The organism is Psychrobacter sp. UBA3480, assembly GCF_002377945.1.
Taxonomy (GTDB): Bacteria; Pseudomonadota; Gammaproteobacteria; order Pseudomonadales; family Moraxellaceae; genus Psychrobacter.
Window position 1 is genome coordinate 75,168 of sequence record NZ_DFQV01000026.1, and the last position, 8,362, is coordinate 83,529.

General features: G+C 43.7%; 8 protein-coding genes. 6 read left to right on the forward strand and 2 right to left on the reverse strand.

Annotated elements, in window-relative coordinates:
- From B2863_RS11100 to B2863_RS11110, 3 genes are all read left to right on the forward strand, one after another.
- Nucleotides 1-1,229: BCCT family transporter (locus B2863_RS11100; protein WP_296210509.1), on the forward strand; the 1,229-nt coding region annotated here is incomplete at its 5' end.
- A gap of 135 nt (nt 1,230-1,364) precedes the next feature.
- Entirely contained in the window at nt 1,365-3,113 is a 1,749-nt protein-coding gene (locus B2863_RS11105) for a hypothetical protein (RefSeq protein WP_296210511.1), read from the forward strand.
- On the forward strand, nt 3,097-3,822 hold the full coding sequence (locus B2863_RS11110) for a DUF3726 domain-containing protein (RefSeq protein WP_296210513.1): 726 nt from the start codon (nt 3,097-3,099) through the stop codon (nt 3,820-3,822). The genes B2863_RS11105 and B2863_RS11110 overlap by 17 nt, the downstream gene beginning before the upstream one ends.
- Before the next feature lie 68 nt (nt 3,823-3,890).
- Here the strand turns inward: B2863_RS11110 and B2863_RS11115 are convergent, their stop codons facing one another.
- Entirely contained in the window at nt 3,891-4,817 is a 927-nt protein-coding gene (locus tag B2863_RS11115; RefSeq protein ID WP_296210516.1) for a LysR family transcriptional regulator, read from the reverse strand.
- A 160-nt stretch (nt 4,818-4,977) separates the two neighbouring features.
- Between B2863_RS11115 and B2863_RS11120 the strand changes: the two genes are divergently transcribed.
- The 3 genes from B2863_RS11120 to B2863_RS11130 all read left to right on the forward strand — a co-directional run bounded on the left by B2863_RS11120 (nt 4,978) and on the right by B2863_RS11130 (nt 8,122).
- On the forward strand, nt 4,978-5,424 hold the full coding sequence (locus tag B2863_RS11120; RefSeq protein ID WP_296210518.1) for a DoxX family protein: 447 nt from the start codon (nt 4,978-4,980) through the stop codon (nt 5,422-5,424).
- Nucleotides 5,425-5,512: 88 nt separating this feature from the next.
- Nucleotides 5,513-6,340, forward strand: a complete 828-nt coding sequence (locus B2863_RS11125) for a DODA-type extradiol aromatic ring-opening family dioxygenase (RefSeq protein ID WP_296210522.1) — start codon at nt 5,513-5,515, stop codon at nt 6,338-6,340.
- A 273-nt stretch (nt 6,341-6,613) separates the two neighbouring features.
- Nucleotides 6,614-8,122: a carboxylesterase/lipase family protein gene (locus B2863_RS11130; protein ID WP_296210526.1), complete on the forward strand. Its 1,509-nt coding sequence runs from the start codon at nt 6,614-6,616 to the stop codon at nt 8,120-8,122.
- A gap of 51 nt (nt 8,123-8,173) precedes the next feature.
- On the opposite strand, the gene B2863_RS11135 is transcribed toward B2863_RS11130, so the two are convergent.
- A partial coding sequence (locus B2863_RS11135; RefSeq protein ID WP_296210528.1) for a hypothetical protein occupies nt 8,174-8,362 on the reverse strand: 189 nt, incomplete at its 5' end.

Genomic DNA, 8,362 nt, shown 5'->3' on the forward strand with positions numbered 1-8,362 from the left:
TGTCTCAATCATTTATGCATTGGGGGTTTTTGGCGTGGGCGATTGTAGGTAGTTTAACCGCGATTGTGATTATGCATCTGCATTATGACAAGGGCTTGCCGTTGAAGCCGCGTACGTTGCTGTATCCAGTATTTGGTGAGCGTGTGCTGACGGGTCAAACAGGCGCAGTCATCGATGCTTGCTGTATCGTTGCCGTTGCCGCTGGTACTATCGGCCCCATTGGTTTTTTAGGCTTGCAGACCAGTTATGCGTTGAACACCCTGTTTGGTATCCCTGATACTTTCACTACCCAGCTCATTATCATTGTCTTTGCTATCGCGCTCTATACATTGTCTGCGATCAGTGGCCTGACACGCGGTATGCAGCTACTTAGCCGCTTCAACGTTATGTTGGCGTTTGCACTGATGGTATTTATCTTACTCTTCGGACCGACCAATTTTATTGTCAATGGTTATATCCAAGGTGTGGGTACGATGATTGACAACTTCGTTCCAATGGCGACCTTTCGCGGTGATGAAGGATGGCTGAGCTGGTGGACGGTATTCTTTTGGGGTTGGTTCTTGGGTTACGGTCCGATGATGGCGATATTTATCGCTCGTATTTCACGTGGCCGCACTATTCGCCAATTGATTACCACCGTCTGTATTATTGCGCCGCTCGTGACTTGCTTTTGGTTCACCGTTGTTGGTGGCTCTGGTCTGGCTTTTGAGATTGCCAATCCAGGTAGTGTGAGTAGTGCCTTTGAGGGTTTTAATTTGCCAGGTGCGCTATTAGCCGTCACGCAGCAACTGCCATTTCCTTTGATTACCTCGATATTGTTTTTAATTTTAACCACAGTGTTTATCGTTACTACGGGCGATTCGATGACTTATACCATCAGCGTGGTCATCAGTGGCGAGCGTGAACCAAACGCCATGATTCGTACCTTTTGGGGCATCATGATGGGTGTGACGGCGATTGTTTTAATCTCGCTTGGCTCAGGTGGCGTGACCGCATTGCAATCCTTTATCGTCATCACGGCAGTGCCAGTTTCTTTCGTCCTGCTGCCTTCATTATGGAATGGTCCACAAATCGCACAAAAAATGGCACGAGAGCAAGACTTGTATCGTCCTAACAAGGTAGAGGTAAGACACAAAATAAGCGAAGAAGAACTCGCTAAAGCGTCTACAGAAAAGAAAGGATCTACAGAAAAAATGTCTAAAGACAGTATGGCGCAAAAAATGGACTAAAGTTATTGATCACCAAACGGTAAATACTAAACCAGCCACTATCTATACTGCTGATTTCTTATTTACCGATAGATATTATCATTGACATTGTTAACGAAGCTGCTGGCTCGATATATTAGGTAAGGTAGTGAAATTATGAATATGGTTTATACAAATAATGCGAATAATAAAAGTATCGATGTCAAACCGCCTTCACTGGGTACAGGTTTTCGTACTCGTGATGTGATTATGGATGCCCAAAGATTGGGTGCGATGCATCAAACCCGTATTAGCTTTGTGCGTACATTACTACGCAAGATTGATAAAGAAAAATGGACGCTCAGTACTCATTTGTGGGATTTAGATGAGAATGGTTATGGCAAAGTTATCTATCGTCTACATACGCCAGAGCATCTATATCATCTGGTGGTGTTCTGCAACGAGCTGGCTGATGAAGAGCGTAACGATAGAGTCATTGCCCAAAAATGGGATGTGACATTTGGTCTGGTGTTTGGCGAGATAAGCGGAGAGTTACTGGATAATTTACAAGCCAATGTGCCGTTGCAAGAAGCAGGTCGCAATTCTAACATGTTGATGGTGCTGGCACGCGCAAATAAGAGCGTACGAGTCTTTGATCATATTGTGAGCTCACTCGCTGCCGGTCAGCAACCAGATTTAGAGGTGTTAGCGCAAGTCGGTTATATCTTGCGTACCACTGCGGTCTATGGCAATGGTAAATTTGGTATTTATGATTTTAAACCGTTAGACCATAGCGCAGACTTTGACCAATCGTTTCGCGCGCAGATGTGTGCCGTGTATCTACTACGTGAGTTTAGCCTAGACTGGGTCGATTATCTGGCGCAGAAAAAGGGCGGTAGTAAAGCGGTTGCACTGCATCCAGAGATTAAGCGTTATTTGGGGATTGGTAATGCCACTGGTTTGGGTATGGCGCCGTATTTGATTAATCATCCTTGCGTGGTTGATCAATGGCTGACCACCCGTGAGGAAGCACTGCAAGCGACATTGACTTGTCAGATTGAACCCAAAGAAACGGCGCATTTTGCCAGTTTAATCAAACGTGCTATTCAGCATTTTGGCGAGATTGTCACCATCAATGAGCAGCAAATAAAGCTCAATGAAACGGTCGTCACAGAATTAATGGTACTACAAAACAACTTGATGACTACTATCAATCACTATGTGACATGGGCGGAGTTCTTGCAAGCGCACCATGATTTGAGTCTTGAGAGCCAAGAGGTCATCATTTCTTGCTTGATGGAGCTATATCCTGAGCGTGTTGATGCGTTTCAGGAGAAAATAAATGCCGATGAAACTTTGTCGCTACCGAAGGGTAAGGTGATTCAAGATTTGATTGATGTACTGGAGAGCCACTATCAATGGGCTATTAATATTGATTTTAGCCAGCCTGATAATAGTCATTGGTTTTGGTATCGTTCAGTGGATAAAGAAGAGCCACGCCTAGGTGTGCGTGGGCAAGAAGTAGGCGCAGATCGTGAGCTTGCACTAGACATCGCAAGGCAAGCAAACAAGCTGTACTTCGCGCTTAAACAAGTCAACGCTCAGCAATTGATATCTGAGTTTATTCTAAATCAACCAAAGTACCGCTCAATTGCGCGCCGTGTTTGGACAATGGGGCATAAACAGTTGGGTGATATTCAGATGAATGTCTTACACAAAGACGCGTTACCTATGCATCTGTTACGGTGTAAATTGTCTATGTTTGGTGCAACCAAGTTTGATCCGAGATCAGATCGCTGGGTACGAATCACCTTGTTCCAAGGCGCACCTTTATTTGCAGAAGTGCATAGTGATGAATGGCTGTTTCCTTTATTACCAGATTTGTCGACAGAGCAGGGAGGTTTGACTCATGATCGTATCGCATAATGAAATCGTAGCAATGGTGTATAAAGCCTTTACTGGGATGCATCGAGAAGTTGGGGAGGCTGATGTAATCGCTACGATGGTTGCTGAATTACAGATGGCAGGCTTGGATGGCGTCAGACACTTTAACAATGCTAGCCCGTATATTCTAACCGAGAGCGATACGCCAATTGATATCGTCCATCAAGATGCTAAGGCGATGCGTTTAGATTTGCACGGTAGTAGCTTGGCTTGTCATTTACCGACGATCATCGATTACGCGCTTGAAAAAATGGGTGATTTAGCACACTTTCGTATTTATTTGCAGAACTGTCATAACCGCTGGCTGGCTTATAGCGAGCTAGTAGGGCTGGCGGCCAAAGGCTATGCTTGTTTGGCCAAATGGGACAATGGCTCTGTGCCTAAGCATACGTTATTTACATTGAATCAAGGGTTTGTCTATCCTGACCTTTACTTTTTTGACAAGGCACAGTCAAATTACAATACCAATGATATGGTCATCGAGATTGCGACTCAAAACTTCGATATCGAACATGATATCCAGCATTTCGATCGTAAAATATCGACAGACGAGCTGTTTGAAACCCATCAGCGCGCATGGAAAGAGGGTATCTATGTCGATGACGAACAGTGGGCGATACTCAAAAAAACAGCAGCGGCTATATTGGTTGAAAATAGTGAAGCATCCAGTCGCGGCGCGGGCGGAGTATAAAACCAAACCTGTTAATTACGTCAATTATGTTAGTTATGCTACGAAACAGATTTTTGTATGGTGAGTAATTAGTTGTTTGGCGCGTGCGCTATATTCTCATCCCAGTACGGCGGCGTGCCATAGTAGTCGGTCATAAAATCGATAAAGCATCTGACTTTGTGAGGTAGTAGTTTTCTATGGGCATAGACGGCATACAGGCCTAAAGGGCTAGGTTCATATTCTGGCAACACTACCACCAACTTGCCCGTACTCAACGCTTCGCTAGCAATAAAAGTCGGCTGTAATATCAATCCTCCGCCTGCAATAGCTGCTTCAACGAGTACGTCGCCATTATTACTATGGAAAACGCTACGTTCTTTGAATTGTTTGGTCTTTAGGTATTTGTAGATTTGACCCTTAGTTTCGACATTCATATAGCTATAATGCAAATAGCGATGCGACTCTAAATCCTCAAGCTGCTTAGGGGTGCCATGAGCTTTGAGGTACTCGGGCGCGGCGCATAACACCACGCGAATCGGAGCAATCTGCTTGGCGATAAGCGACGAGCTTTGGAGCTGTCCGATACGCAGGGCAATATCAAACCCTTCTTCAACGATATCTACTTTTCGATCACTCAATTGCAGATCAACGGTAACTGACGGATAGCGCGCCTGAAAATCAGTGATGAGCTTTGCCATATGCTTTAGGGCAAAGGACACGGGCGCACTGATTCGCAAGACGCCTTTAGGATGCTGCTGTAAGCCGCCTAACTGCGATGCCATCTCATCAATACTCAATAAAATCTGCTGCGCGTGCGTAAAGTATTGACTGCCAGCTTCAGTCAGGCTGACTTTGCGCGTAGTGCGGTTGAGCAGGCGAGTATGCAGCTCATCCTCTAGCTTTGCTACATATTTGCTTACTAGCTGCGGCGAGAGCTGCATCGTAATAGCGGCTTTACTAAAACTGCCTTCTGTCACTACCGCTACAAAAGCGCGCATGGCATCGATTCTATCCATATTTATTCCTATATTTCTCTCAATATTGAATAATTATAAACAGTATGTTGATAATTATTCAATATAACTGAGCTTACTCTTTTATAGTGTTGATAGTAAAGTGTGCTTATATCATTTTCGACACTATTTATTTTAATCATACCTTATGGAGTAAGCATCAATGAAATCATCATTATTAGATACTATTTTGTCATCAAAAGCCGGAGTGGCGGCTTTAGTGCTTCGTGTGCCCGTTGGCCTGATTTTAGCAGCCCATGGCGCCCAAAAATTATTTGGTTGGTTCGGTGGTAACGGACTGTCAGGTACGGCTCAATGGTTAAGCAGTATGGGTATGGAGCCTGGCTACTTAATGGCGATACTCGCAGGCGGTGCTGAGTTCTTCGGTGGTCTGGCTCTGGTATTAGGTTTGCTAATCAGACCAGCTGCTTTAGCCGCAGCCTTTACCATGTTGGTGGCTATTTTTTCTGTCCATATCAGTAATGGGCTATTTGCTGATAATGGTGGTTATGAATATGCATTAACATTGATGGTAGCTACACTTGCTTTAGCCATCCAAGGTGGCGGCTCCCTCAGTATGGATAAAGTATTATCAGAAAAATTAGGCTAGGTTTCATCATTGTAAAGGGGGTCATTCAATTTTAGTGAATAGAGCCATTTGAAAATAGCCATTTAAGACAAGCAACAAGGGGAAAGCCATGACAACACTTTTATCTAATGAGCCAGTCAGCCAGCCTGTACTATTTATACCGCATGGCGCAGGGCCTTGTTTTTTTATGGATTGGCAACCCTCGGATACGTGGCATGAGATGGCAACGTTTTTAAAGGGCATTTCTGATCGTTTGCCTGAGCGACCAAAGGCTATCTTAATCATTAGTGCACATTGGCAGACGGCTGAATTTGGTATTACTTCTAGTAAACAACCTGATCTCATTTATGATTATTATGGCTTTCCTGAGCATACTTATAGTTTGAATTATCCAGCCTTAGGCGCGCCAGCATTGGCGGAGCAAGTCAGTAGTCTATTGACAGAGGCAGGAGTAGGTAATAAACAAGATGCGGAGCGCGGGTTTGATCATGGCGTATTTATACCGCTTAAGCTAATGTTCCCTGAGGCAGATATTCCAGTGGTGCAGCTATCTTTGCGTCATGATTTAGATCCACAATTGCATTTAGCTGCTGGTCAAGCACTGGCGTCATTACGTACAGAGGGGGTGCTAATCGTCGGTAGCGGCATGAGCTTTCATAATATGCGCGGTTATGGCGATACCAGTTTTACTGAACCGTCAGAGCGTTTTGATGAATGGCTAACGAATACCGTAGAATCAGCAGATTCGAATAAACGACTTGCGGCATTGGTCAATTGGAAAAATGTTCCTCACGCGCTTGACTCACATCCATTAGGGGCAGAGGAGCATTTGTTACCGCTTATGATAGCGGTGGGTGCAGCAGGATGTGACAAAGGGCACAAGGTTTACTCCCAGCAAGTGCTAAAAACGCAATTGTCTGCTTTTCAGTTTGGTTAGATATTACTTTTTCATTTCATCTCAAATCGTTAGTCTGATTTTTCTAGTCGTATATGCGCTCACCATAATATTATTAAACCCTTACGTTTATCTTATAAAAATTTTGATCAGAGCACGGTATTATTCTAAGAAACAGTAAGCTTCAGGCTGGGTATCCACTTTTACCACTCTCATAAGAAAGACAAGTAAACAAAAAAAGGAATCATAATGATGACTTTGAACCATATGGTAAAAAGGTTTTGCAAAGCGACAGTCATAATTTTAAGCTTTAATATGGCGTCTTCATTTGCAGCGAATAACGATATAGAAGGACAGCAGATGACGGTTTCTGTTCATCAAGGTGACGTTCAAGGTAAAGTGAATGCCGACGTTACGTCATTTTATGGTATTCCTTATGCTCATGATCCTTTTACAAAAGCGCGTAGGTTTAAAGCTCCTCAGGCGTATGAAAAGTGGGAAGGAGTCTTGGACGCCACAAAAAAAACAGCGCCAGTTCCGCAGCCAGGAAGAGAGCAGACGGTTGAACTTGTCGGTGCTGCAGGCGATCTTACCTTAAACATATGGGCACCAACAGCTGCTCTACAATCAAATAAGCAGCTACCTGTAATGGTTTGGATACCAGGCGGCGCTTTTATTCGGGCAGATGCAGGAGAAAAGGCGTACAACGGTACTAGCTTTGCAAAAAACGACGCGATTGTCGTTACTGTGAATTATCGAGTTGGTGTGGATGGGTTTATGCATTTAGATGGTGCGCCAGATAATAGAGGTATTCTCGATCAAATTGCAGCACTACAATGGGTACAGAAAAACATTGCCAATTTTGGCGGTAATCCAGAGAACGTTACTTTATTCGGTCAATCAGCAGGTGCTGAAAGCGTCGCCATACTTTTGGGTACAGATAAGGCAAAAGGTCTCTTTCAACAAGCAATAATGCAAAGCCCACCAATGCAATTTATGACCATGGAGCAAGCAGATCGAGTTAGCCAAACTTTTGCTAAAGAGCTGGGTGTATCAACAACAATAAGCGATATCTCTCAAATTCCTCTTGAAACGTTAGTCACTGAAGTTATTGATATCGGCAACACTATAAAGAATCGAGACCAGTGGGGTATGATGTCTTGGGGTGGAACAGCGTTTTTGCCTGTTGCTGATGGAGATGTCATCAAAGAGTCACCTATGAGAGATTTGGCGAACAATACAGATCCAGCCATTCCCGTTATCGTGGGTAGTACGGATGAAGAAGCTAGACTGTATTATGTTCCAGGCGGTGCTATCGACCAAATTCCTGCAACACAAAGATCGCAGTTGTTGAGTGATTTATCTTTGAGTGGGGCATCGCGTGATGTTTACGCGCCAATTAAGAATAAAAAATCTATTGGCGATAGCTTTGCTGACATTCAGTCTGATTATACCTTTCGGATGCCTGCAGTCCATATTGCTGAGCACTTGGTTAATAATGGCAATAAAGTCTGGCATTATAACTTTTCGTGGTTTTCACCAGCCTTTGATGGAAAGTTAGGCGCCGCGCATTTTGTGGATGTGCCTTTTACCTTTAACGCTCTTGATAGTGAACAAGCCAAAAGCTTTATTGGCGATCAACCATCGCAAAAGCTTGCCGATACCATGCATCGAAACTGGATCGAGTTTGCTCGTTCTGGACAAGCACCATGGGATAACTATCGACTAGCAGATCGGGCAACGATGGTATTTGATACTGATTCTAAAATTGTTAACGACCCTGAGCGAGACGTTAGAGTATTATGGAAAAATTATTCGTTCTAAAACGATAATTTCAAGTATATGGCCTGAAGCGCAACTCACATGTATAAAGATCTATACGCGGCATGAGCTATCATAACAGCCGCTTATGATAGCCATGTATGCATGAGGATTGACATAAGACATAAAGTCTACTTCTAATAAAACTAAAAACACAGTTGGCCGCTTTTTAGTTTTGTTAGATATGTTGAAACGTTTAATGCATGGTATTTCAGCGTAATTGTCAAAAATAAAAAACCCTTT

Bases quoted from the DNA above. Each gene is read 5' to 3' on its own strand.
- B2863_RS11105 (WP_296210511.1), top strand. From the start codon at position 1,365: ATGAATATGGTTTATACAAATAATGCGAATAATAAAAGTATCGATGTC.
- B2863_RS11110 (WP_296210513.1), top strand. From the start codon at position 3,097: ATGATCGTATCGCATAATGAAATCGTAGCAATGGTGTATAAAGCCTTT.
- B2863_RS11115 (WP_296210516.1), bottom strand. From the start codon at position 4,817: ATGGATAGAATCGATGCCATGCGCGCTTTTGTAGCGGTAGTGACAGAA.
- B2863_RS11120 (WP_296210518.1), top strand. From the start codon at position 4,978: ATGAAATCATCATTATTAGATACTATTTTGTCATCAAAAGCCGGAGTG.
- B2863_RS11125 (WP_296210522.1), top strand. From the start codon at position 5,513: ATGACAACACTTTTATCTAATGAGCCAGTCAGCCAGCCTGTACTATTT.
- B2863_RS11130 (WP_296210526.1), top strand. From the start codon at position 6,614: ATGGCGTCTTCATTTGCAGCGAATAACGATATAGAAGGACAGCAGATG.